Source organism: Intestinibacillus sp. Marseille-P6563 (assembly GCF_900604335.1).
Classification (GTDB): domain Bacteria; phylum Bacillota; class Clostridia; order Oscillospirales; family Butyricicoccaceae; genus Butyricicoccus_B.
In genome coordinates, this window is record NZ_UWOD01000001.1 from 177,848 (window position 1) to 201,727 (window position 23,880).

General features: G+C 52.6%; 25 protein-coding genes. 8 read left to right on the forward strand and 17 right to left on the reverse strand.

Annotated features, from left to right (window positions below):
• Positions 1-5 precede the first annotated feature (5 nt).
• From EFB11_RS00865 to EFB11_RS00910, 10 genes are all read right to left on the reverse strand, one after another.
• The gene (locus tag EFB11_RS00865; protein WP_243115138.1) at positions 6-905 is read right to left on the reverse strand and encodes a YicC/YloC family endoribonuclease; all 900 of its coding nucleotides are present in this window, start codon (positions 903-905) and stop codon (positions 6-8) included.
• A gap of 12 nt (positions 906-917) precedes the next feature.
• Positions 918-1,361 carry a hypothetical protein gene (locus EFB11_RS00870; protein WP_164706530.1) on the reverse strand — a complete coding sequence of 148 codons (444 nt, stop codon included), beginning with the start codon at positions 1,359-1,361 and terminating at the stop codon, positions 918-920.
• A 60-nt stretch (positions 1,362-1,421) separates the two neighbouring features.
• A complete protein-coding gene (locus tag EFB11_RS00875) occupies positions 1,422-2,024 on the reverse strand; it encodes a J domain-containing protein (RefSeq protein WP_122788485.1) in 603 nt (200 codons plus the stop codon).
• Complete coding sequence (locus EFB11_RS00880) at positions 2,011-2,895, reverse strand: DUF5685 family protein (protein WP_122788487.1); 885 nt, start codon at positions 2,893-2,895, stop codon at positions 2,011-2,013. Before EFB11_RS00880 ends, EFB11_RS00875 begins: the two co-directional genes overlap by 14 nt.
• 271 nt (positions 2,896-3,166) lie before the next feature.
• Positions 3,167-3,577 carry a SoxR reducing system RseC family protein gene (locus EFB11_RS00885; RefSeq protein WP_164706531.1) on the reverse strand — a complete coding sequence of 137 codons (411 nt, stop codon included), beginning with the start codon at positions 3,575-3,577 and terminating at the stop codon, positions 3,167-3,169.
• A gap of 22 nt (positions 3,578-3,599) precedes the next feature.
• Positions 3,600-5,189 (reverse strand): NAD(P)/FAD-dependent oxidoreductase, encoded by a 1,590-nt coding sequence (locus tag EFB11_RS00890; protein WP_122788489.1) that lies wholly within the window; start codon positions 5,187-5,189, stop codon positions 3,600-3,602.
• Positions 5,186-6,439: a CdaR family protein gene (locus EFB11_RS00895; protein WP_122788490.1), complete on the reverse strand. Its 1,254-nt coding sequence runs from the start codon at positions 6,437-6,439 to the stop codon at positions 5,186-5,188. The genes EFB11_RS00890 and EFB11_RS00895 overlap by 4 nt, the downstream gene beginning before the upstream one ends.
• Positions 6,436-7,287 carry a diadenylate cyclase CdaA gene (cdaA, locus tag EFB11_RS00900; RefSeq protein ID WP_122788492.1) on the reverse strand — a complete coding sequence of 284 codons (852 nt, stop codon included), beginning with the start codon at positions 7,285-7,287 and terminating at the stop codon, positions 6,436-6,438. The genes EFB11_RS00895 and cdaA overlap by 4 nt, the downstream gene beginning before the upstream one ends.
• A 139-nt stretch (positions 7,288-7,426) precedes the next feature.
• The gene (locus tag EFB11_RS00905; protein ID WP_122788493.1) at positions 7,427-8,560 is read right to left on the reverse strand and encodes an aminotransferase class V-fold PLP-dependent enzyme; all 1,134 of its coding nucleotides are present in this window, start codon (positions 8,558-8,560) and stop codon (positions 7,427-7,429) included.
• Position 8,561: 1 nt separating this feature from the next.
• A complete protein-coding gene (locus EFB11_RS00910; RefSeq protein ID WP_122788494.1) occupies positions 8,562-8,801 on the reverse strand; it encodes a putative Se/S carrier-like protein in 240 nt (79 codons plus the stop codon).
• A gap of 120 nt (positions 8,802-8,921) precedes the next feature.
• Between EFB11_RS00910 and EFB11_RS00915 the strand changes: the two genes are divergently transcribed.
• Positions 8,922-10,124: an ATP-binding protein gene (locus tag EFB11_RS00915; RefSeq protein WP_122788496.1), complete on the forward strand. Its 1,203-nt coding sequence runs from the start codon at positions 8,922-8,924 to the stop codon at positions 10,122-10,124.
• Between the two features lie 216 nt (positions 10,125-10,340).
• On the opposite strand, the gene EFB11_RS00920 is transcribed toward EFB11_RS00915, so the two are convergent.
• Positions 10,341-11,549 carry an IS110 family transposase gene (locus EFB11_RS00920; protein WP_122788497.1) on the reverse strand — a complete coding sequence of 403 codons (1,209 nt, stop codon included), beginning with the start codon at positions 11,547-11,549 and terminating at the stop codon, positions 10,341-10,343.
• Between the two features lie 338 nt (positions 11,550-11,887).
• Here EFB11_RS00920 and EFB11_RS00925 point away from each other — a divergent pair, with 338 nt between their 5' ends.
• Positions 11,888-12,298, forward strand: a complete 411-nt coding sequence (locus tag EFB11_RS00925; RefSeq protein WP_164706532.1) for an NfeD family protein — start codon at positions 11,888-11,890, stop codon at positions 12,296-12,298.
• Positions 12,299-12,303: 5 nt separating this feature from the next.
• Complete coding sequence (locus EFB11_RS00930) at positions 12,304-13,218, forward strand: SPFH domain-containing protein (protein ID WP_122788501.1); 915 nt, start codon at positions 12,304-12,306, stop codon at positions 13,216-13,218.
• Positions 13,219-13,256: 38 nt separating this feature from the next.
• Here EFB11_RS00930 and EFB11_RS00935 read toward each other — a convergent pair whose 3' ends face one another.
• Positions 13,257-14,078 carry a MerR family transcriptional regulator gene (locus EFB11_RS00935; protein WP_122788502.1) on the reverse strand — a complete coding sequence of 274 codons (822 nt, stop codon included), beginning with the start codon at positions 14,076-14,078 and terminating at the stop codon, positions 13,257-13,259.
• Positions 14,079-14,160: 82 nt separating this feature from the next.
• Between EFB11_RS00935 and EFB11_RS00940 the strand changes: the two genes are divergently transcribed.
• Positions 14,161-15,492 carry an MATE family efflux transporter gene (locus EFB11_RS00940; RefSeq protein WP_122788503.1) on the forward strand — a complete coding sequence of 444 codons (1,332 nt, stop codon included), beginning with the start codon at positions 14,161-14,163 and terminating at the stop codon, positions 15,490-15,492.
• Between the two features lie 76 nt (positions 15,493-15,568).
• Positions 15,569-17,026, forward strand: a complete 1,458-nt coding sequence (locus tag EFB11_RS00945; protein WP_122788504.1) for an aminoacyl-histidine dipeptidase — start codon at positions 15,569-15,571, stop codon at positions 17,024-17,026.
• A gap of 33 nt (positions 17,027-17,059) precedes the next feature.
• Here the strand turns inward: EFB11_RS00945 and EFB11_RS00950 are convergent, their stop codons facing one another.
• Both EFB11_RS00950 and proS read right to left on the reverse strand, forming a co-directional pair.
• Positions 17,060-18,001 (reverse strand): mechanosensitive ion channel family protein, encoded by a 942-nt coding sequence (locus EFB11_RS00950; protein ID WP_122788505.1) that lies wholly within the window; start codon positions 17,999-18,001, stop codon positions 17,060-17,062.
• Positions 18,002-18,066: 65 nt separating this feature from the next.
• Positions 18,067-19,509, reverse strand: coding sequence for a proline--tRNA ligase (gene proS, locus EFB11_RS00955; protein WP_122788506.1), 1,443 nt, complete (start codon positions 19,507-19,509; stop codon positions 18,067-18,069).
• 50 nt (positions 19,510-19,559) lie between these two features.
• On the opposite strand from proS, the gene EFB11_RS00960 reads away from it, so the two are divergent.
• Entirely contained in the window at positions 19,560-19,886 is a 327-nt protein-coding gene (locus tag EFB11_RS00960) for a carboxypeptidase-like regulatory domain-containing protein (RefSeq protein ID WP_122788507.1), read from the forward strand.
• Here the strand turns inward: EFB11_RS00960 and thrS are convergent.
• From thrS to EFB11_RS00975, 3 genes are all read right to left on the reverse strand, one after another.
• Positions 19,867-21,657 (reverse strand): threonine--tRNA ligase, encoded by a 1,791-nt coding sequence (gene thrS / locus EFB11_RS00965; protein WP_122788509.1) that lies wholly within the window; start codon positions 21,655-21,657, stop codon positions 19,867-19,869. The two genes, EFB11_RS00960 and thrS, sit on opposite strands and share 20 nt — an antisense overlap.
• A 378-nt stretch (positions 21,658-22,035) precedes the next feature.
• A complete protein-coding gene (locus EFB11_RS00970; RefSeq protein ID WP_164706533.1) occupies positions 22,036-22,578 on the reverse strand; it encodes a YcxB family protein in 543 nt (180 codons plus the stop codon).
• Positions 22,579-22,698: 120 nt separating this feature from the next.
• A complete protein-coding gene (locus EFB11_RS00975) occupies positions 22,699-23,100 on the reverse strand; it encodes a VOC family protein (protein ID WP_122788512.1) in 402 nt (133 codons plus the stop codon).
• Positions 23,101-23,268: 168 nt separating this feature from the next.
• Here EFB11_RS00975 and EFB11_RS00980 point away from each other — a divergent pair, with 168 nt between their 5' ends.
• Positions 23,269-23,628: an ArsR/SmtB family transcription factor gene (locus EFB11_RS00980; protein WP_122788513.1), complete on the forward strand. Its 360-nt coding sequence runs from the start codon at positions 23,269-23,271 to the stop codon at positions 23,626-23,628.
• Between the two features lie 23 nt (positions 23,629-23,651).
• Complete coding sequence (locus EFB11_RS00985) at positions 23,652-23,870, forward strand: cation transporter (RefSeq protein WP_122788514.1); 219 nt, start codon at positions 23,652-23,654, stop codon at positions 23,868-23,870.
• Positions 23,871-23,880: the final 10 nt, after the last annotated feature.

Here is a 23,880-nt window from a genome sequence, read left to right on the forward strand (position 1 = left end):
TCCCGTTACTCGATGTTCTGCACCTGCTCCCGGATCTTCTCGATTTCCGCCTTAAGACCGATTACCAGATTGGCAAGCACCGTGTCATTGGCCTTGGAACCAATGGTATTCGCTTCGCGGTTCATCTCCTGCACCAGGAAATCCAGCTTGCGGCCCACCGGCTTATCGTCCTCCAGCATCATCCGAAGCTGCTCCAGATGACTGCGCAGACGCACGGTTTCTTCGTCCACAGCCGTCTTATCGGCAAAGATGGCCGCTTCGGTGAGGATGCGCTGCGGATCGACCGTAGTATCGGCCAAAATTTCGTTCATCCGCTTTTCCAGCCGTTCCCGATATGCGGTCACACGCTCGGGCGAACGCTTCTCCACCTCTTCGACCAGTCCCAAGATGGTCTGCATGCGGCTGGATACGTCGGCTGCCATTTTTTCGCCTTCCTGCGCCCGCATGCCGTCAAATTCGTTCACAGCTTGGTCAAAGACCTCGCACACGGCCTTGGTCAGCGCTTCGGCATCCACTTCCAGACGTTCACTGACCAGGACATCCGGCATCCGTGCAATGCTCATCACGGTGATGTCATCATGCAGATGCAGCGTATCGCGCAATTCGACCAGAGCATCCAAATAGCTCTGGGCCAGTTCCTTGTTCAGGACGATTGCGGTTTCCTGCGCGCCGGTATCGGTGATCGCTACAAAAATATCGACTTTGCCGCGCGAAATACGCTTACCGGCTTCCTTTTTGAGCGCTTCTTCCAAAAAGCCATAGCCCCGCGGCGCTTTGACATTGACATCCAGGTAGCGGTGGTTGACCGCACGCAGCTCTACTACAATATCCCTGCCCTCGGTCGCCAGACGCGCGCGGCCATAGCCGGTCATGCTTCTCATCGGTTCATCATCCTTTTTACCCATATTTTCGTGCACCTATTCGCGGAAAAGAATACGAAATAGCGCAATTATTTTTGAAAAAACAACATCATAGCAGACAAACGCTATGAAAAAGGCAATTGCCAGCAAAAACGGCGGGAACGCTGCGACCTGCGCTTCAGGGACCAAAAAGCCCCAGCGGATAAAACACCACAAGGCGACCAGCAATAAAACTGCATATAGCAGCTTGCAGGCCCATTCGACCGGTAGCTTATGCAGCCGCTCGATTCCATATTTCACGAGCGGATAAAAGCCGAAAAGCAGTGCATAGGCCACGACATATCGCTTTCCGGGCACAAACATGGCCGACAGCAGGCTGGTGGCTACATATATGAGGAGTCCCATGCGGACTTGCCGCCTTGCCAAAGGGATGGCAGGTACCATCCCGGCGCCAATGCACAAGCCCCAGCCAAGCGCTGGCATCAGCGAAGCCAGCAGCAAAAAGACTACCGAAATGCCCGTCAACATTCCACCGTATGCAACACGTACCGAATGCTTCACTTAGCATCCGCCTCCACCGCAGCAGCTATTGCAGCAGCAGTTCATGCAGAGCATGGTCGTGCAGCAGTCACACATGGACATGGAGTTCATCGGACGATAGCCTCCATACCCAGCGCCCATATTGACCATATTCAGCGCATTGCGGTATTCTGCATTGTTCGGGTCCATGGAACATGCCTGCATATAGGCCGAACGTGCTTCGTCATACCAACCCTTGCGGAAATAAACGGTACCCATAAGGAAATACCATTCGGCGTTGCGGTTGGGGCTGCGCTGCAACATTTCTTCTGCCAAAGAGAGGTTGCCCTTGTTGATCGCATCCCGGATCTGTGCACTGAACCCACTGGACGTATTGGAACCATAAGAGCTGCCGGTCTGGCTGCTTGTTCCGGCATCCGATGTCGAATTGCCGCCGCCTGCACGCGCGTTCATAATCATGTCATACGCTTCGTTGATCTCTTTCATGCGGGTTTCCGCAAGATCGGCCAGCGGGCTTCCCACATAATTATCCGGGTGATATTTTCGGGCCAACTCACGATACGCACGCTTAACGTCGTCATCGCTCGTCTGCGGGGTCACACCCAGCACTTTATAAGGATCCATGCCTGCTTTGTCCTCCGTTCGATTGATAAGTTCCATCCAAGACCTGCCGTGTTACCAGCGGCATGCCCAGACAAATAATATTCTCCAGTAATTCCCGGTCGCGGTACACGTCCAGGAGTTGAAAGGCATTATAAATATCAGCCAGTGAACGCTGCAAGGTGATCTCGAGCGTTTCCCGCACCGGTTCCAAATCAGGGGCTGTCAGCCCAAACCGCAGCGCAACCGGGTTATACGCGCCATGCTGCAAATCATCTGTCAGATCCGCGCAGGCATCGATCAGATACACCCATCGTCCGGTATGATAAAACATCTGCCGCAAAATCCGCATGGTTGCATCATCCGCTTGCGGAACGGCGCCTGCCAGCAACCGGGCGAAGGTATCGGCAGGACGGTCGAGCGATGGGGTCTGCGCTTGTTCCAAAGCCGCCAAATCAGCCAGACAAGTCGCCATGATTTGGTCTTCTTCCGGCAATCGGGTTCGTGCCTTTCGGTAGCCGGGCCTCGCCAAGCCAGACAACATGCGGGCTGCCTGCCGTTTGCTGCCGCGCTCGTCGGCAATGGTGTCTTGCAGCTTATGATAGTTCAGCAGTACGCTCAAATCTGCCGTGCGCTCCATGCCAGCCCCGGCGGAGCAGACCACTTTGGGGCGGACCGGACTGGCCGCGCAGCGTTTGCGGCACAGCGCCGGTTCTTCGGGCTCCAAGCTCCCCAAAACGAGCGCTAAAAAGGTCATATCATAGCTGAGAAACATAGTATGGATGTGTCCATACCGCGCGCGGATGGTGTGGCAAAGGCCACAGTATACGCTCTGAAACCGCTTCACCTCGCGCACTCGCAGCTCGGGTTTGACCGGCCGGATGAATCCAAACATAGTCGATAATTTCCTTTGCTTTTGCGTTTCTGCAAACCGTATTCAATCCATTTTACAAGATTTTTCTCAAAAAAACAAGACTGCCCACTCGCATCTTCGGGCAGGCAGCAAGGTTTCTCTGCCGTGTTCTTTGCCAAAGAATCGACCCGAAATCAGCAGAAAAACGACAGAGTTATAGGATATATTTTCGTTTCTTGTACTTTTCCGCAGAAAATATATGATTCATGATCATAACGCTTTCAACCATCTCCATAAAAATGTTCAAAAATATTTAACCTTTTTTGATGATGGTGAACGGGGTGCCGCCATTCTTTTTGACCTTTTTATTATAACCAACTGCAATGGCGATGCCAACCACCAGCCCCAGGCAGCCCAAACCGCCCGACGCGCCTTCGCCCAAACCACACAGGCTGGCAATCACGAAAAACACAAAAAACAGAATGAGCGGCAAGGTATATACAATCGCAGCCATACGCATGATTTCCTTGTTCTCCCCCTCGATGGTCACAATATCGCCCACTTTGGCATCCACCGCATTTTTGGCAACTGCCTGGATGCGTTCCTGCGGCGCACCACAGCCGCCGCAGTGAGAACAGTCGTGTCCACACGCGCTTTGCCGCTGCACTTCGATTTCGGCGTAGTTGCCGCTGAGTATTTTTTTAACTACTGCTTTCTGTATCATAAAAAAACCAGATTCCTTTCTTTTATTCCTCCAAGGGGGCATACTGCTCCAAAATCCGGCAAGCCGCACGGATACCGTCCACAGCTGCCGACATGATGCCGCCTGCATATCCCGCGCCTTCGCCGCAAGGGATAAGACCGGTCAGCGTCCGGCTGTATAAATCACTGCCCCGCGACAGCCGTACCGGCGAAGAGGTCCGTGTTTCGGGAGCAGTCAGCAGCGCTTGTCCATCGTCAAAACCTCGAATCTTTCGGCCAAATACATGCAGACCCCGCCGCAGCGCATCAGTGACAAACCCAGGCAGACAAGCATCCACCCGGCCATAGGCCACCCCGACCGGATAAGTCGGCTGCACGCGTCCGCACCGTTTGCTCGGCCGGTCTTGGAAAAAGTCCCCGACCGTTTGGCAAGGCGCCTGATAACTGCCGGTTGCCGCAAAAGCAGCCCGTTCGATCGACCGCTGGAAAGCGATCCCGCCGAATGGCGTACCGTCTGCAAAATCGGCCGGGTCGACCGAAACGGCAAGGGCAGCATTGGCATTGCGGCCATCGCGCGCATGAAAACTCATGCCGTTGGTAACCACCGTGTTTTCCTCGCTCTGAGCGGCCACAACCTGGCCACCCGGACACATACAGAAGGAATAACAGGCTCGTCCATTTTCCCGATGGGACAAGGTATATTCTGCTGGCGGAAGCCCTGGCATCTCGGCCAGTTTGCCATACAGTGCACGATCGATGTCTTCTTGCCGGTGTTCAATGCGCACCCCCACCGAAAAGGGCTTGGGCTCCATATAAACGCCAGTTTCGTGCAGTGCATAAAAGGTATCCCGGGCGCTATGGCCAATAGCCAGCACCGCTTGTTCGCACGGAATGCTCCCCTCTGCGGTCTGCAATCCGGTCAAGGTGCCGCTTTGCGCCTGCACACCGGTTACCGCACAGCGGAAATGCACCGTGCCGCCTAAGCGCCGGATTTCCTCCCGCATCGCGCGCACGACATCTTTCAGGATATCCGTTCCAATGTGCGGCTTGGCCAGCCGTGTGATCTCCTGCGGAGCACCAAACCGCACCAGCGTATGCAGAACTTCTTCACATAGTGGGTCGTGAATGCGTGTTGTGAGTTTGCCATCCGAATAGGCCCCTGCCCCGCCTTCTCCAAACTGGATATTGGAGTTCGGATTCAGCGGGCCGCCGGTCCAAAACGATTGCACTGCGGCATCGCGCTCTTCAATGCAGTCGCCACGTTCCAAAACCACTGGCCGATACCCGTATCGCGCCAAAATATAGGCGGCAAACAACCCGGCAGGTCCGAGACCGACCACGACCGGCGGATGCGGCAACCGCTTGTGTCCACATACCGGCGCAAACGGAATGGTTTGCTTCAGGCGGATCTGCGACGATTGCAAGCGCTCTACCAGCGCCGCTTCGTCTGTCGCTCCATCCAGCAAAATGGTATAGACCTGATGGATCTTTCCATGTCGTGCATCGATTGACACCCGATACACCGAACCAGTCACCTGGCCAGGTGCAAGGCCACATTGCTTGCACGCCGCTTCTACGGCCTGTTCTTTGGGTTCACCAAACGGCTGACGAATCCCGGATACTAAGATGCTCAACTTCCTTCTTCTTCCTCCTCTTGGGCGACAATCGTGATGCTCACGGTCACTTCCTCGGTACGAACGTTCACACCGTCGGCCTGTACCGTGACTTGAGCCGAAACTTCATGCGTTCCTGCGCCAAGCGCGGAAGAGTCGAAGGTCGCCTCAACCTGGATATTCTCTGCCGTAACCTTGGAAACAGCATTCGCTTTACCAACCACCTCGACATTGACCGAAGACGTATTCAAGGTAACGATGGGTTTTTCTGCTTCTTCACTGGTGTCCTTCAGGCTGATGGACGAGACTTCTACCGTGCGCGTAATATCATCTTTCATGGTAATCTGGACACTGGCCTGCTTGGGCTCACCGTCCATCAAATGTACGCCTTCCGGCAACTTGATGGAAAGCTTGACTTGCTCCCCATCCTTTTCAATTTGTCCCAGGTCAATACTACCCAGAGACAGAGAGGTCAGCGCGCTGACCGCGTCGCTCTCCCCATAAACCCGGACAGAACCTGGAGAAATCGTGGTTTCGACCATATCACTGGTCAAATCCGCCGACGAGATCAGCGATACCTGCAGCGGTAAGGTCACCACATGATTGACGCCAATCGTAACATCCAACGTATCGGTTTCCGGTGTCACCCATGGAGAATCGACCAAAGTATCCTCCTCCGTATACAGGGTGACCCGACAGGTTTGGGCAATATTTTTCGAAATATTATCCAAATCGACCGTCAGCAGCGCATAGCCGACCGTGGAAACAATGCTTTCCGCACCGGTAATCTGAATGGTTTCCTGGCTGGGGGTCAGTGTGCCGACCAACCGATCTTCCGAAAGGTTATTCATGGTTGTCACCCGCACCGGGACATCCTTGGATACCACATTTTCCACCGTAATTTGCAGGCGGCGCGGCTCAAACGAAATCGAGTCGGTATCTTTATCGATCGTGATCGTGGGCTGGATATAATATACGCCAGCCTCCTGGATATTGGACAAGTCGACTTCGGCTTTGATATCGTTGACCGACAGCTGTGCCATATCCTTGCTGGTACCTGTAACCTTCAAGGTGATTTTCGGGTCTTCTGTGGTGACGACCGTAAGGTCCCGCTCGTCCAAATTTTCCACACCAACGGTCTGTACGGTCAGATTGGGAAAGGTCTGCGTTTTCGGCGGGTTATCGGTCAATACAACATAGGACCAAAGAAAGACCGCGACAAACAGCGAGAGTATTTTCAAAAAAACATTGTGTTGTTTTAAGAAATTCATTTTTTCGCCTTATCCTTCCTGCCCGCCAGAATGCTCCAACACTTCTTCTTTTTATCCATGGTATCCGGGACCAGCTCGGTTTCCAAAATCTTGCGCAAGGTTTCGGGGTCCAACTGCCGCTTGAGCATCCCGCCGATGGCCACCGAAATAGCCCCGGTTTCCTCCGACACAACAACGACCACCGCATCCGAGTTTTCGCTCATCCCCACCGCCGAACGGTGACGGGTACCCAGATCCCGGCTCAAATTGAGATTCTTGGACAGCGGCAGCACACAACCAGCTGCATGAATGCGGCCATCGCGCAAAACCATGGCACCATCGTGCAGCGGCGACTTGGGATAAAAAATATTTTTAATCAGTTCGGCCGATGGTTCTGCATCGATCAGGGTGCCGGTCTTGGTGATCTCGCCCAGACGCTCCATACGTTCAAAGACCATCAGCGCACCGGTACGCGACCAGCTCATCGATTCGCAGGCCAGGATGGTCTGCGAAATGGCAAAATCGATCTCGGTTTCCCCGTTTTCACGGCGCACAAGCAGCCGGGTGACATGCCCCATACCGATCTGCTCCAAAAGGCGGCGCAGCTCCGGCTGGAATACGACCGGCAAGGCCACGATACCGATGGCAAACAACTTTTCGAGTACAAAGCTGATCGTATTGAGATGCACCGTGGAAGCGAAGAACTGGACTGCCAATAAAATGATGACGCCCTTGATCAGCCGCTCCGCATTTGTGTTATGCACAAAACGAATCAAATGGTACACCAGAAACGCGACAATGGCGACATCGATCAGGTCAATGATCGAGCCGTTTTTGACCAGCAACCAATAATTTTCCCAAAATTCCATCTATCACACCTGTTTTTCCTGTTGTTCCGACAATCATCCTGTTTTTCCATACCATTGCATGCCAAAGAAAGCCTTTGCAAAAAGACTGTTCTTATTTTACCATACCGCTGTCCAACTGTGAATAGATTTCACCGACTTTTCACAATTTCTCAAGAATCTCACAAAGCTTCCCGGTGAACTCCCGCACCTCCCGCCGCGTATTAAATGGCCCGAACGACACCCGCACGGTACCGCTTGCCAGCGTCCCGGCCGAGCGATGCGCCAGCGGTGCGCAATGCAGCCCCGCACGCACGCAAACATCCCGATCGGCCAGCTTTTCCGCCAGAATCTCACATGGCATCTTGGCATGCCGGAAGGATACAACGCCTGCCTGCCGGGCCGGATCCGCATGATAGAACACTTCCACGCCATCAATCGTAGATAAACCATCCGTCAGATCGGCTGCCAACATTTGCTCATGCTTTCGGATACGCGAAAGCCCACGCGCCAGCAGAAAACGCAGACCGGCATCCAGCCCGGCAATACCCGGCACGTTGGGCGTACCACTTTCAAAACGATCGGGCAGCAGCTTTGGCTGGGTCATGTCTTGCGATAAGCTCCCGGTCCCTCCCTGCATAAGCGGTTTTTGCAACTTTTCCGAGCAGACCAGCAGCATACCAGTCCCTTGCGGGCCGAGCAGCCCCTTATGCCCCGGCATACAGATCGCAGCTGCCGATCGCAGCTTGTCGGCATGAATCTCAAGCGTCCCGGCTGACTGGGAAGCATCCAAAATCATGGGAACTCCTGCATCCGCCAGCATGGCATCCAGTTCGGCGATGGGAGCAATAGAACCAAACACGTTGGATACATGGTTGATGACAAACAAATTCGCACCATCCTCCAACGCTTGCCGCGCGGCTTGCAGCATACCGTTTGAGTCAAACAGCCGACTTTCGAGCACCTGATAAGGGATGCCGCGCTCCACCAGTGGCCGAACGACCGAGTTGTGCTCATAACCTGTGATTGCGGCCCGCGTTTTTGCATCCGCCAAAGCATGAATCGCCTGATTGAGCGCATGCGTGGCATTCATGGTAAAGACCACCTGCTCCGGTTCCTGTAAGCCAAATAAACGGCGCGCATTTTCCCGGCAGGCATAGACCAACTCTCCTGCATACAGCGCTGGGCGGTGTCCGCTGCGGCCATATCCCCCTGCGCTTTGCATAGCCTTTTGCACGGCCTGATAAACGGCGCGCGGTTTTTGCAGCGAGGTCGCCGCACTATCCAAATAGATCATATCAACCTCCGTTCTCATCATCAAAGGTATAGACCCGGATGGGCATGAAATTCTTTTCCTGCATGCGTCGTTGTGCTGTCATCAAATCGGCTGCACGGATGCGTACCCCCCAAGCGCATGCGTTATCCTGCTTTGCCCGCAGCGGCTTGCGTAGCACCGCACTCACCCCCGCCCCTTCCAACATTCGCAGACAAGAAAACGCTTCGGTCTGCGAATGACAAACGATCATGGCTCTTCGCATGGTTTTGTCCTCCCTCAATAGATAGATTCTCTTTTATGCTATGCCACACGGACAGCAGTTGCGCAGACTTTCGTTTTGTGCTATGCTAAATCCAATTTAAAAAACATGGAGGGATAAACGATGGATTTTCACACACTTCAGGTGCGCATTGCATTTTTATCCACGCTGCGCAGCCTGTCTGACAAACCGCTTTTGCAGGCATACCGTAAAGTTCTGCACGCTTATTCAGAAAACATTTTTACATTTGGTGAAGCGTATGGCGCACTCTGTGACCACATTTATCGCACAGGGGACCCCGGCCATGAAATGCTGCAAAGCATCCAATGCGATTGCAACGCATTGACCGATACGCTGGACAAACCCAACCCGGCTGTTTTGGATGCGGCCACCCGCGATTTAGAGACCTTGCGCGCGGTACTCGCCCTGTGTGGACACGACCTCATCGACCAGGCACGACAGACCTTCCCGGATGCCGGCAACGCGCTTGATTGTCTGCCGGATTTTCCGCGCGGAAAGGAACTTCCCTTTACAAGCGGCGACCAACTTGCCGAATATTATCGAAACAATGGATACGGTCTTTTCGCAAAGGCTTCCTTCTTTACAGCTGGTCTATCTGGAGAGTTTGAAGCTGTTTTGCACCCAGACCCGATCCGTTTGGCGGATTTGAAAGGATATGTCCGGCAGAAGGATCAGGTCATCACCAACACTTTGGCGTTCCTGGAAAACCGTTTGGCAAACAATATTTTGCTTTATGGCGACAAGGGCACCGGTAAGTCCTCGACTGTAAAGGCGGTGGGCAATGAGTTTGCTGACCGTGGTCTTAAGATCGTCGAACTGGCTCCCCAGCAGATCAGTTTGTTTCCCAAGCTGTGCGCCGAAGCTGCCCGCAGCCCTTACCACATCATTGTATTCATGGATGACCTCAGCTTTGACCGGGAAGACAATAATTTTGCTACCCTCAAAGCGTTTATTGAAGGTGGCCTAATCGGCAAGCCGGATAACGTTATCCTATATGCGACTTCCAACCGGCGGCACCTGGTTCGCGAAAACTTTTCCGACCGGCAGGGTGATGACATTCATGTGCGTGACACGCTGGAAACCGTCACTTCCCTGTCCGACCGCTTTGGTTTGGAGATCACCTTCTCGGTACCCGACAAGGATGAGTATTTGTCGATTGTCGACCAGCTTGCAGAGGAATGCGGCTTAACGCTGCCGGCACAGCAGCTGCATCTCCTGGCCGAACGTTTCGCCCTCCGCCGCAACGGCCGTTCGCCCCGTACAGCCCGTCAGTTTATCAGCTATCAGTTAACACAGCAACTGTAAACCGATTTTAACCAATCCACTGTATACTTTCCAAGGCGCGTGTGGTATACTGGGCATAGGATTTTTGTTCCATGTTGTGTTTGTGGAAAGACCTGCTAATAAAAGTCAAGTAGAAATTTCAGATTTTTTAGGGAGGCAAAAAGGCAACACAAAATCAAGCCGCTGAGCATCTCAAAATTAAAACGGCGGCCAGCCAGATGGTATAGCACAAGAAAATCAGTCGTGTTCCAGGGAATCCAAGTAGGATTCCACAGAAGCGTAGTAGATACGCAGGAACTTATTTGCGGAGGCCATCATGTAGACACGGTAGGGCTTGCCTTCGGAGCGTTTCTTGTTCATGAACTGGTAGACCGGCTCATTCATTGGAGCATGCTGTAGGATGACACTCATCACCAGAAAGAGCGTTCTGCGCAGCGAAGCAGATCCGCGTTTGGAAATGCTGCGGCTACGGACATCCATTTGGCCGGATTGGTAGGGTGGGGCGTCAATGCCCGCAAAGGCCACCAGCGCTTTCTTGGAATGAAAACGGCGCACATCGCCAATTTCAGCCATGAGTTGAGGGCCGAGAGTAGGGCCAACACCAAACATCTCCATCACCACAGGATACTCCGGCAGAGAAGCCGCCAGGGACTGCATCTCCTGTTTGAGAGCAGCTAATGCGGAGGAAGTTGCCCGGAGTTGGGAAATAGCCTGTTCCACCAAAAGTTTTGCCGTATCCGTTTTGGGCATGACACCGAAGTGCCCACGGGCGGCGGCATAAATGTCCAGCGCCTTGCCTTCACTGAAATTGTAGCCGTACTTCTTGCACCACTTCTGGTATTTGGCGGCAAAGGCCTTCTCAGACAGGTCACAAACGCACTCGCGATGCCAAAAAGTAGCTACAAAGTCTATCCACTTCTCGCGGCCATCGTCGCGGGGCGGACTGGTGAACAGGCGGTTTGCATCTGGAAAAGTAGTGTCCAGCAGGGAGATCAGGTTATTCTTCAGCATGGTCTGTACTTTTGAATACTGCTGGTATTGCCGGTAGCAAGCCTTCAACATGAGACGAGTGTCCTCTTCCGGGACATATCTCGGCAGCGTGAGCCAGTGGTCAAGGCCGTAGTTGGCCAGCTTTATAGCGTCCTTCTTGTCGGTCTTGGCCCGTCTTAAACTGTTGTTCCCATAGTCGTGTACCAACATTGCATTGACTACGGAAACATAAAGCCCCGCGTCGTGGAGCAGCCAAGCCACCGGCGCGTGGTAATTACCCGTGGATTCCATCACCACACGGGTCTCGCCGTCCAAGCTTTTGAGTAGCCCTGCCAGCTCGCTCAGTTCATTGGCGGTATGACGTACTTCAAAAGGTGAAACCACCACTTCTCCGAAAGGCCGCATGACGGCGATCATGCTTTTCCCTTTGGAAACATCGATGCCAACGCAGTTCATCCATATTCCTCCAATACAAAGAATCTGCAACCGGAGTCCATCTTTTCTCGCTGCCGATTCAATCTATTGGGTGACGCGAACTCTCCGGCATCCGGTGGCTCAACCTGCTTAAATCGAACGCTACAACAAGAGGATGGCTAACAGTCTTTCCAACGGACATAGAAGCCCAAGGAGGGATAGGTCAGCCAGTTGCTCCTCTCATTGTAGCTTAGGCACGAGATGGAGGGAAAGCCGGACTGGCTGCCCGGCTTTCCTGTCCAAATTTATTGTAATAGGAGGGGCTCATTCTGATTCCATCAAACTTGGGCAACGCATTTTTATGGGTTGCAGTCATCATTGTGGGAATCGCAGTCGAGGCGGCGACATTCTATTTGATTTCCATCTGGTTTGCGGTCGGTGCACTGGCTGCTTTGGTGACACTGACCATCGGCGGTTCGTTCTTTGTGCAGTTGCTCGTCTTTGCGGTTGTATCGGCACTGATGTTGGCCCTGGTCCGTCCGTTTACCCGGCATCTGCTCCGTCCCAAAGGAGCCCGCACGAATGCAGACCGTATTTTAGGAGAAGCGGCTTTGGTCACAGAGGAGATCGACAACGCGCAAGCCAAAGGCACCATTAAAGTTTTTGGGCAGGTCTGGTCGGCGCGCAGTGCAGATGGCGCGGTAATTCCTGTGGGAGAAACCGTGCGGATCTGTTCGATTTCCGGCGTCAAAGCCATTGTGGAGCGCATGAACGCTCGAAAGGAGAATTGAATACTATGCCTGATTTGTTCTTTCCGATCCTGTGGATCGTCTTATTGATTATCCTGGTTGCTTTTCTGGCATCCAATATCGTGATTGTCCCGCAGGCAAAGGCATACATCGTCGAACGTCTTGGTACTTACCAGGGCACCTGGGGCACCGGCCTTCATTTTAAACTTCCTCTTTTTGAGCGCATTGCCCGCAAGGTGACGCTCAAAGAGCAAGTTGTCGATTTCCCGCCGCAGCCGGTCATCACCAAGGATAACGTCACGATGCAAATCGATACGGTCGTATACTTCCAGATCACCGATTCCAAGCTGTTCACTTATGCCATTGAAAACCCGATGGCAGCCATTGAAAATCTGACCGCCACCACGCTGCGTAACATCATTGGCGACTTGGAACTCGATCAGACGCTGACCAGCCGTGATATTATCAACACCAAAATGCGTTCTCTTCTGGACGAAGCGACCGACGACTGGGGCATCAAAGTCAATCGTGTAGAACTGAAAAATATCATTCCGCCCGCAGCCATCAAGGAATCGATGGAAAAACAGATGCGTGCAGAACGCGAACGTCGCGAAGCCATTCTGGTTGCAGAAGGCAAAAAGCAGTCGGCGATTCTGGTTGCCGAAGGCGAAAAGGAATCGATGGTCCTGCGCGCAGAGGCAACCCGTCTTTCCAAGATCAAAGAAGCAGAAGGTGAAGCGGAAGCGTTGCTGGCTGTCCAGAAGGCATTGGCCGATTCGTTGCGACTGCTCAATGAAGCAGCTCCGTCGGATGCGGTTTTGCGCATCAAGGCATTGGAGGCCTTCTCCAGTGTAGCAGATGGCAAGGCAACCAAGATCATTATTCCCAGCGAAATCCAGGGCTTGGCTGGACTGGCAACGGCATTTAAGGAAAGCATTGTGGACTCCAACATCAAGTCATAAAAAACACAAAAAAGGATGTGCTTCGGCACATCCTTTTTTTATTCCTGAATTTGAATCTCGATTTTTGTAATATAGTCCTGCATCTGATCAACTGCCATTTCATTGAGGCCTTCTTCATAGGAGTAGCCGGTCAACGTCAGCCCCTGCTGCTGCACATAGTCTAAAATCGTTTGATAAGCTTGCGGCAGGGTATCCCAGTCCCCCTGTACATAGAAAACCAAATATCGTCCTTTGGGCTTGCAAAACAGTCCTTCGGTCCGGTTGTGCGGATCAACTTTGGTATATAGACACGCATATTGCTCAAACGCCCCCGCAAGCAGTTCTCGGGTATGGATCATACTGCCGTAATTGCGATGATATAACCGGCATTCCCCGATATTTTGCGTGTGCGCCAGCCAAGCCTCTGTAAAAGCGATCTCATCCAGTTCTCCGCCGATTGGTTCGCTCAGCGCGAGATATTCGGCTTCCCGTTCTTCGATTTGAATGCTGCCCATCTGGGCTTTTCGGCTTTCGTCCAGTTGCCGCTCTTTTTCTTGCAAAAATGCTTTGGTTTGCTGCAATCGCTCGATCGTCAAATCGATTTCCCGGCGCTTCTTCTCAAAAATCAACGTCAGCGATTCGGCATTCTTATGCTGCAAATATTGAGTGATCTCCTCAATGGACATGCCCAATTCTCGCAGGGTCAAAAGAAATTCAAGCGCCGCACTCTGTAAGTAGGTATAGTAGCGGTATCCGTTTTCACCTTTATGGGCTGGTTGGAACAGGCCGATCTCATCATAATAGTGCAAGGTCCGTTTGTTGATGTGGTGCATCTTAGCGAACTGACCGGCTGTAAATAAAACATTATTTTTTTCGTGCATGTTTCCCTCTTGACTTTACAGTTACTGTATCGTTTATGATATCTCATGTCAAGAAAAAAAGCAAGCAATTGAGGTGTTTTTTATGGAAAACAATGCACTGGCTCGGCCGATTACGCCGCGCTCCCTATTGGGTTTTGCCTTGCCGACCATTATCATGATGGTTTTTATGAATCTTTACACCATGGTCGACGGGGTCTTTGTTTCACGCATCGTGGGGACCGATGCCCTGTCAGCGGTCAATCTGGTATTTCCCTTTTTGATGCTGGTCATGACCATCGGCATCATGCTAGCTTCGGGCGGCAGCGCCATCATTGCCCGTAAGATGGGGCAAGATCGGTATACCGAAGCGCGACAGAATTTTTCCATGATCGTATTTTTCGGCATTCTGGTCGGTGTGGTTTTGAGCATCTTGGGACTGATGTTCCGGCATCCGCTCGTACGCATGTTGGGAGCTGACCCAGCGGTATCGGAATATTGCATCACATACCTTTCGGCTTTGCTGCCATTCATCCCAACTTTTATGTTGCAGATTTTGTTTCAGACCTTTTTTGTCACAGCCGGAAAATCCCGGATGGGTCTGGCTGTCATCGTCGCTGGCGGTCTGACCAATATGGTGCTGGACTATGTGTTCATTGCTCGGCTGCATCTGGGAATCGCCGGGGCTGCATGGGCAACCGGTATCGGATATTCGGTCCCCGGCGTGCTGGGACTTCTGTATTTTATCTTGCAGAGAAACGGAACCTTGTTTTTGGTGCGCCCCACCATGGACTGGCCGGTCTTATTCCACAGCTTGACCAACGGAGCTTCCGAAATGGTGACCAATCTGTCCGGCAGTGTTACGTTCTTTCTCTTCAACCTGATGATGCTGCGGCTGCTCGGATCGGATGGGGTCGCTGCCATCAGCATCGTATTTTATACCGACGCCCTTCTGGTTGCGATTTATTTCGGATATTCGATTGGTGTGGCGCCGCTCATCAGTTACAACTACGGCAACCATCATACCGAAAACCTGCGAGCCATTCGCCGCATCAGTCTGCGAGCACTGGTGATTTTTGGCGCGTGCATGACCGGTTTGGCGATTACCTTGGCGCGTCCGATGGTCTCCATCTTTGCCAGCCCAGGCACAGAAGTCTATGACCTGGCAGTTGAGGGCCTCCCCTATTTTTCCCTGGCTTATTTGTTTATGGGCGTGAATATTTTTGCTTCTGCCCTTTTTACCGCCTTGTCCAATGGCACGATTTCAGCACTTCTTTCCTTCCTCCGCACCTTTGTATTTCTAGTAGCCGGTATCTTGCTGCTCCCCGAAGCGATTGGGGTTCTTGGTTTATGGCTGGCGATTCCGATTGCCGAAGTTTTGTCGATCTCTGTATCGATTCAGTGCCTGAAAAAGTTTCAGCCACGTTATCAATACTAAGGGCGATTGATTTTTTCCGAAAAAAACGGTAAAATAAGAACGGCATTCGATTTAAGGATAAGGAGAATGAGTTCTGATGCAATACAAAATTCACGGCTATCAGCCGGCTTCCCTCTTTCAGTTTTTTGAAGAAATCAGCGCGATTCCGCGTGGTTCCGGTCAGGAAAAGGCGGTCAGTGATTACCTGGTTGCTTTCGCCAAGGCCCGCGACCTGTGGGTCCATCAAGACAAGGCTTGGAATGTGATTATCCGCAAGCCTGCATCCGCTGGTGCAGAATCCCTGCCCCCGGTCATGCTGCAAGGCCATTTGGATATGGTCTGCGAAAAGCGCGCCGGGGTTGCACATGACTTTGAAAAAGATGGTCTGGACCTGGTAGTAGAAAACGGTGTTCTACGCGCCAATGGCACAACATTAGGCGGTGACAATGGTGCTGCCGTTGCGGCGATGATGGCCATTCTGGACGATCGCACTCTGGTCCATCCGGCGCTGGAATGCGTTTTTACAACCGAAGAAGAAGTGGGCCTCAATGGTGCGCAGGCACTGGATAAGTCCCTGCTCTCGGCCCGTACGATGATCAACCTGGACTCGGAAGATGAAGGTGTCGCCACCGTAAGCTGCGCGGGCGGCATGCGGTATTCGCTCTTCCGGCCCATGCAGCGCGAAACACAGCAAGGTGATTTGCTGCATCTGTCGATTTCCGGTTTGCTCGGCGGTCATTCGGGTATGGACATTGATTTGGAGCGCATCAATGCCGTCAAGCTGACCGCGCGTGTGCTCCATCATCTGCGTTCGTTGGGCGCTTGTCGACTGGTTTCCTTTGCGGGCGGCACCAAGGATAATGCCATTCCGCGTGAGTGTAGTGCTGCTTTGCTGTTTGCCGATGCCGAACAAGCCGCACGCGCGGAACAGGAAGCACAAGCGTTCGTTGCCGCTTTGCAAGATGAAATCCATCCCACCGAGCCCGATTTTTCTTGCGAGATTACTCGAGAGTCGCAGGTAACCGCGGACGTTCTGACCGAAGCCGATGGAAATGCGCTGATTACCGCGGCTTGCCTGGCTCCCAACGGCGTGCGCCGCCGTAATCCCAAACAGGGAAATTTCGTTGTGACATCGCTCAATTTGGGAATCGTTTCGACTGAGGGCACGGAGATGTGTCTGGTATTTGCACCGCGTAGCTCGGTGACTTCCCTGCAGGAAGATACCATGGAGCAGCTTCAGTTGTTGGCCGATACCTTTGGCTTCCGCACCGAAGTGACCGGACGGTATCCGGGTTGGGCATTTGCGGAAAACTCGCCCATCCGGCAGGTCTTCTGCGACAGCTACCAGGCACTTTTCGGGCAGGAATTGCGCATTGAAGCCATCCATGCTGGTTTGGAGTGTGGTCTGTTCTCCGACGCTCTGCCGGGATTAGATGCCATTGCCGTAGGTCCTACCATCCGCGGTTGTCATACGCCGGATGAAAATCTACCTCTGGATTCTTTTGAGCGGTTCTATCAGCTGCTCACCGATGTGTTAGCTCGCTTGACCAAGTAAAAAGAAAGAAGCTCTCCCAGGAGAGCTTCTTTTTTATCGCTGATTGACGACCACCAGATGGGGATAGGCGATATCCACCCCTTCACGCGCGCAGCGCTCTTTGATGGATTGCAGCAAATCGCTGCGCATGGGAAAGGCTGTTGCGTTGTCTTTCGCCCAAAGCTGTGCGCGCAGGATGACCGCAGAGTCCCCCAATTCCTGTACCCGGACGACAACCGGAGGTGCATGGTTCTGCTTTTCCTCTTCCGAACGGTTGTCATAATAATTGGGATGATTGGCGATTTCCTCCCGCATGATCTGCATGGCATGGCTGATATCCGATTCATACGAAATGCCAATATCAAGCATCAAGCATACTTTGTTTTCGGTATGATTGGCATTTTCAATGATTGCGCTGTTCATCGAATCGTTTGGAATGATGACACGCTTGTTTTCAATGGTTCGGATGATCGTGTGCCGCAGCGTGATCTCCTCGACAGTGCCCGAAACCCCACTGGAAACGACATTGATCACATCGCCGATCACAAAGGGTTTGAATGCCAAAATCATGGCGCCGCTCACCATGGAGCCCATGGCTTGCTGGGATGCCAAACCGACAACAACCGCGAGCACGCCGCCTGCGGCAAATAATTTATTCATTCCCGCTGCGAGCAGCGGAATGTTGCTGACAATGATTGCAAACGCGCCAAAATAAATGCCCGCGAGCGCCAAATACCGCAAATACGAAAAAGCGCTGGCACCCGGATTCCCAGCTGCTAGCATTTTTTCAAATGTACGACGGAAAAATCGATTGACCAGACGAACCAGGAGTATGGTCAACAATACGACAACTGCAATGAACAGTGCCGTTGTGACCAGCTTGCCATACCAGGTTTGCGAAAACTCGCTGATCTGCTGCAAAATCGTCTTGGGCACAACTTCATCGACCACAGTTTCCATGGTTTCGCCCACAGCATTTACCGTGCTCTCGTCCATTCCGACACCCCTTTCAGAGCAAGGAAAGAGGGAAACATCTTAGTTCCCCTCTTTCTTTTGTATTTTTAATATGCAATGCCCCAAACGACCATTTTATGGGCGGGCTTGCCGCAAACCGGACATACATCGGACAGATGCTCCTGCTCAAAGGGCATGCAGCGCGACGGCATACCAGTTTCCTCTTTGATTTTCTCTTCGCAAGCACGATCGCCGCACCACATGGACTTGATAAAGCCCACATTCTTGGACAGAATCTGCTTCATTTCGTCGACCGAAGTTGCCGAATAGGTGTGCTCCTCGCGGTTCTTGAGCGCCTTCTGGAACAGGGCATTCTGAATGTCCTCCAGAAGCTGCGGGATGACTGTGGTCAGATCTTCAAACTTCACGATCGTCTTTTCCCGGGTATCGCGGCGCACCAGGACGCACTGACCATTTTCAATATCACGCGGACCCACTTCCAGACGCAGCGGGAAGCCCTTCATCTCATACTCTGCAAACTTCCAGCCAGGGCTGTTGTCCGACAGATCGATTTTTGCGCGGATGCCAGCCTGCTTGATGGTTTCCAGCAGTTCCTGCGCCTTTTCGGTCACGCCCGGCTTGTGCGATGCGACCGGAATGACCACCAACTGGAACGGTGCAATACGCGGCGGCAGCACCAATCCTTCGTTATCGCCATGGGTCATGATGATGGCGCCGATCAGACGGGTAGAAACGCCCCACGAGGTCTGATGCATATACTGAAGCGTATTGTTCTTATCGGTATACTGCATATCGAAGGCGCGGGCAAAGCCATCACCAAAGTAATGGCTGGTGCCCGACTGCAACGCCTTGCCATCGTGCATCATCGCTTCGATGGTATAGGTTTCTACGGCGCCTGCAAAACGCTCCTTGTCGGTCTTCTGGCCCTTGAGCACCGGAATTGCCAGATAGTCTTCGCAGAAGGTTGCGTAAACATTGAGCATGCGCATGGTTTCTTCGCGTGCTTCTTCCTCGGTCGCGTGGACGGTATGTCCTTCCTGCCACCAGAACTCACGGCTGCGCAGGAACGGACGGGTGGTCTTTTCCCAGCGTACCACCGAGCACCACTGATTGTACAGCTTGGGCAGGTCACGCCACGAACGAACGGTCTTGGCATAGTGCTCACAGAACAGGGTTTCCGATGTCGGACGTACGCACAGACGTTCTTCCAGTTTTTCCGAACCGCCATGGGTCACCCATGCGCATTCGGGTGCAAAACCTTCGACATGATCGGCTTCTTTCAGCAGCAGCGATTCCGGGATAAAAATCGGCATCGCAACGTTTTCATGGCCGGTTTCCTTGAACATGCCATCCAGGGTCTTCTGGATGTTTTCCCAAAGTGCCTGCGCATAGGGACGCAGGATGATGCAGCCCTTGACCGACGAATAATCGATCATTTCGGCTTTCTTTACAATATCGGTATACCACTGCGCAAAATCCACGTCCATGGATGTGATTTCGCTGACCAGCTTTTTCTTATTATCTGCCATGTATCTATCACCTTTTTCTTTTCTGTTTTACGAAAGGGGTCGAATCCAAAATGAATCTGCAACAATCCTTTTTTGTCCGGCCGGGCGCACATGAACGGGTCGAAACCGTTGTGCACTTGCAGCCCGATCGCCGTCCGGCCCTTTTGGGCACGGTGCGCGGAGAAAATGGCCGTCCTGTTGAAGATGCACTGGTTACCGTGTATCGTTCGGGCGGAGCGGACCAGGCCGACCAGCCGGTTGGCGCACTCTATACCGATGCGCTCGGCCGGTTCGCCTTTGGTCCGCTCGAACCTGACGGTTTGTATCAAGTCCAGGTTTTCAAAAGCGGAACGGCATCCCGTATCCTGGAACAACCGCTTACTTCAGACGATTGTTGACCTCATATGCCAGCTTTTCTACGAACTCATCCAGCGGCATGACCGTCGTCTTGCCATCCTTGCGGTCACGGACGGCCACAGCGCCAGCTTCTTGCTCCTTATCGCCCAGCACCAGCATATACGGTACCTTTTCCAGCTGCGCTTCGCGAATCTTATAACCGATCTTTTCATTGCGGTCATCCAGTTCGCAACGGAAGCCCTGCTTCTCCAGTTCTGCACGGATATCCGCTGCATAATCGGCATTGCGGTCGGTCATCGGCATAATGCGTACCTGTTCCGGTGCCAGCCAGGTCGGCAGCGCGCCGGCGTATTTCTCGATAAGCAGCGCGAGCGTACGCTCGTAGCAGCCAATCGAGGTACGGTGGATGATGTACGGCGTCTTTTTCTCGCCGTCGCGATCCACGTATTCCATGCCGAACTTCTGTGCCAGCAGCATATCGATCTGGATGGTAATGAGAGTATCTTCCTTACCAAAGACGTTTTTGCACTGGATATCCAGCTTCGGGCCATAGAAGGCTGCTTCGTCGATGCCGATTTCGTAGTTTACGCCCAGGTGGTCGAGAATCTGTCCCATCACGCGCTGTGCTTCATCCCACTGCTCGGCCGTGCCTTCATACTTATTGTTCGGGTTTGCCGGATCCCACTGGGAGAAGCGGAAGGTGCAGTCCTCGAGCAGGCCAACCGTTTCAAGCATGTATTTCGCCAGTTCCAGACAGCCCTTAAACTCTTCTTCGAGCTGGTCGGGGCGCAGAATCAGATGGCCTTCCGAAATGGTAAACTGACGCACGCGAATGAGGCCATGCATCTCGCCCGAATCCTCATTGCGGAACAAGGTGGACGTTTCGCCCAAACGCATCGGCAAATCGCGGTAGGACCGCATACGATTCAGATATACCTGATACTGGAACGGGCAGGTCATCGGACGCAGTGCAAAGCATTCCTTTTCCTCGTCATGCGGATCGCCCAAAATGAACATGCCATCGAGATAGTGATCCCAGTGACCAGAGATGCGGTACAGGTCACGCTTGGCCATGAGCGGCGTCTTGGTCAGCAGATAGCCGCGCTTCTGCTCTTCGTCTTCAACCCAGCGCTGCAACAGCTGGATGACACGGGCACCCTTGGGCAGCAGAATGGGCAGGCCCTGACCGATTACATCCACGGTGGTGAAGTATTCCAGTTCGCGGCCCAGCTTGTTATGGTCACGCTTGCGTGCTTCTTCTACCTGCTTGAGATACGCATCTAGTTCGTCCTTCTTCGGGAACGCCGTACCATAAATACGCTGGAGCATCTTGCGATTGGAATCACCGCGCCAGTATGCGCCGGTTGCCGACGTCAGCTTGATCGCATTGCCTTTTACGCGGCCAGTCGAATCCAGATGCGGACCCGCACACAGGTCGGTAAATTCGCCCTGCTTATAGAACGAGATAATCGCATCCTCGGGCAGGTCATCGATCAGCTCGACCTTATACGGTTCGTCTTTTTCTTCCATCAGCTTGCGGGCCTCAGCGCGCGGCAGCTCAAACCGTTCGAGCGGCAACTTTTCCTTGGCGATCTTCTTCATTTCGGCCTCGAGCGCGTCCAGATGCTCCTGGGTGAAGGAGAACGGCGCATCAAAGTCATAATAGAAGCCGTTTTCGATCGCCGGGCCAATGGCCAGCTTGACTTCCGGATACAGGCGCTTGACCGCCTGTGCGAGCATGTGGGATACCGTATGACGATACGTATCCCGGAATTCCTTGTTTTCAAACGTGTACTTGTTTGCTTCAGACATCTTGCAGTTCCTCCTGTTTTCGCGGGGCAAAAGAAAACTCCCACCCCTAACGTGTGTCAGGGGTGAGAGTCTAATTCCCACGGTTCCACCCTGCTTGCAAAATCGGCGTATGCCGGTTTTGCCGCTCGGAGTTCGTAACGTGAACGACACGGCGCGAAATACTTCAGTTTCCTCCGCGCAGCTCCGGAGCCGGTCGCCAAAATCCCAACCACGATACAGCCGCTTTCAGCCACGGCAGCCGCTCTCTGAATCGATTTTGTATGAGATGGCAAGTTCCCTCATCGCTTTTCTCGATTTGTTACGTTTTATGATACACCGGCTGTTCGCATTTGTCAACCGGAGAAACGTGCCATTCTTGGGGTTTGACTATTTTCGGCATTATGCCGCGATTTTGCCGCCGCCATTCTGAATCCGTGTGCACAATTCCTTATAGAACGCCGCTTTTTCCTCGCCATTGGAAAAGGCACGGAACGGGACAATCAGGGCTGCCATGGCCCCTACATAGATGAAATAATGCCCGTCGTCTTCGGTCACCCGCTCAACGACTTGGTATTCATAGTGACTGTCTTCCCCGCCCCCGGTGAGGATCAGTTCGTTTTCAGTCAGAGTCATGGTTTTGTCCGAGCAGATATTCTTATTCTGCGGACGTGCCAGCATCCGCAGGATGCTTTTGCGCACCCGCCGTTTCATGAGTACCGGCACAGCAAAGAACACGGCAATGCTCAACGCCACATACACGGCTGCGGTCAGAATATTCAGCACCTGAAGCACTTGCATCAAGATGCAGCCACCGATTAAAATAATACCGGAACTAATCATGCGAGTATTGCGAATATTGGCCCGCATGACCGGGTTCCCTTGTATATAACTCAAATTAAATGCCACAAAATCATCTGGTTCGATTGCGTAGGTAATTTCCATAAATAACTCCTCTCTTTCCAAATCCAGCAGCATACCCGATTTCCTGCTGCCTTTCAAGCATAGCATGCCTGTCCCCAAAAAACAAGCGCGGAACCAGATTTCGCGCTCTTTTTTTACATTTTAGCGGCTTTTTTGAAGCAATTCGATTTGTTCCCCATCGGGGCCGGTGAAAAAGATGTTGCGCACTCCGCCAAATGTATCCGGCAATTCATTGATGCCCCCTAAGAAGGTATCCACGCCACGGGACCGCAGTTCTTCGATCGCATCTTCCAGCGAATCGACCGCAATCGCAATATGGCCAAACACATTGTTTTGCGGCTGCGCCGGTTCTCCCCCGCCCGGCTGCACAATTTCTAAAGTAAAGCCGTGCAGATCGACCAGTGCAAGCAGATTGACCCATTCCGGTTTTTGTGCCTGGCTGCGCATGGTACATACGCCGCCCAGATTTTCATAAAATGCAATGGACTGCTCCAAATTGCTTGTAAACAGCGCAATATGCGCCAGACCTTTCCAGGTGTTCATGGATATGCCCTCCTTGGCAGACGCCTATTTTTCGTTTCTATTATAGCAATCCCGTTTGCATCGTGCAATGCTCCAGTGTCCAAAAATTTTCTCTAGTCTCTTGACTTTTCCCAAAGGCAGCATATAATAGACATATGAGCATTTGTTCATATGAAAGGAGGATGCTTCATGCAACCAGAAACCATTGCGTGCTGCGAAGAAAAATTTGTCCACAACGAAATTGTGCAGCAGGTCAATCAGGATCTTCCGGCGGATGAGATTCTGTATGACCTTGCCGAACTGTTTAAGGTTTTTGGAGATTCCACCCGCATCAAAATCCTGTATGCCTTGTTTGAAGCCGAGATGTGCGTTTGTGACATCGCCCTGCTACTCGGCCTTTCCCAGTCGGCCATCTCACACCAACTGCGTGTGCTCAAGAGCGCCAAGCTGGTCAAATACCGCCGGGAAGGAAAAACCGTCTTTTATTCTCTGGCCGATGACCATGTCCGCCGCATCATCGATCAGGGGATGGAACATGTTTTAGAGTGATATAACAAAAGGAGGATTCTATTATGAAAAAGGTATTCAAGCTCATTGACCTGGACTGTGCACACTGCGCCGCCAAAATGGAAGACGCGATCAATAAGATTCCAGGCGTCAACAAGGCCTCCATCAACTTCATGACCATGAAGCTGACTCTGGATGCCGACGATGCGCAATTTGAAAGCATCTTAGACCAGGCAGCCAAGGCCTGCAAGAAAATTGAACCGGACTGCACCATCCAGCGCTGATGTAACCACA